1 protein-coding gene is annotated in these 327 nt (G+C 63.0%); it reads right to left on the bottom strand.

Annotated elements, in window-relative coordinates:
- Positions 1-327, bottom strand: a 327-nt coding sequence (locus SB786_RS35860; RefSeq protein WP_410731526.1) for a DDE-type integrase/transposase/recombinase, incomplete at both ends; no start/stop codon positions are given.

Genomic DNA, 327 nt, shown 5'->3' with positions numbered 1-327 from the left:
GCCTCGCATCTCCTTGAGCCGCTCAAGCACTTGCTGCACGCGTAGGCCCGGCAATGAAGTATCAACCTCGATGGCCAGGCACTCGCGCGTGTAGTCGTCGACCACGTTCAGGCATCGAAACCGCCGACCATAGGCCAGCCCGTCAGAAACGAAGTCCATTGACCAGCTCTGATTCGGGCCTGTTGGTAACGGCAGCGGCGTGCGCTCGACGGCCGCAATACGCTTGCGTCGCCGCTTGCGCACGCTCAGTCCCGCCTTGCTGTACAGGCGCCAGATGCGCTTGTGGTTGGCGAAGCAGCCCTCCCGCTGCAACAGCACGTGAATCCG

It is taken from the genome of Burkholderia sp. SIMBA_062, assembly GCF_046534765.1.
GTDB lineage: Bacteria > Pseudomonadota > Gammaproteobacteria > Burkholderiales > Burkholderiaceae > Burkholderia > Burkholderia ambifaria.
Note: the sequence above shows the minus strand (reverse complement) of the source record. Positions and strands in the feature narration are given on the sequence as shown.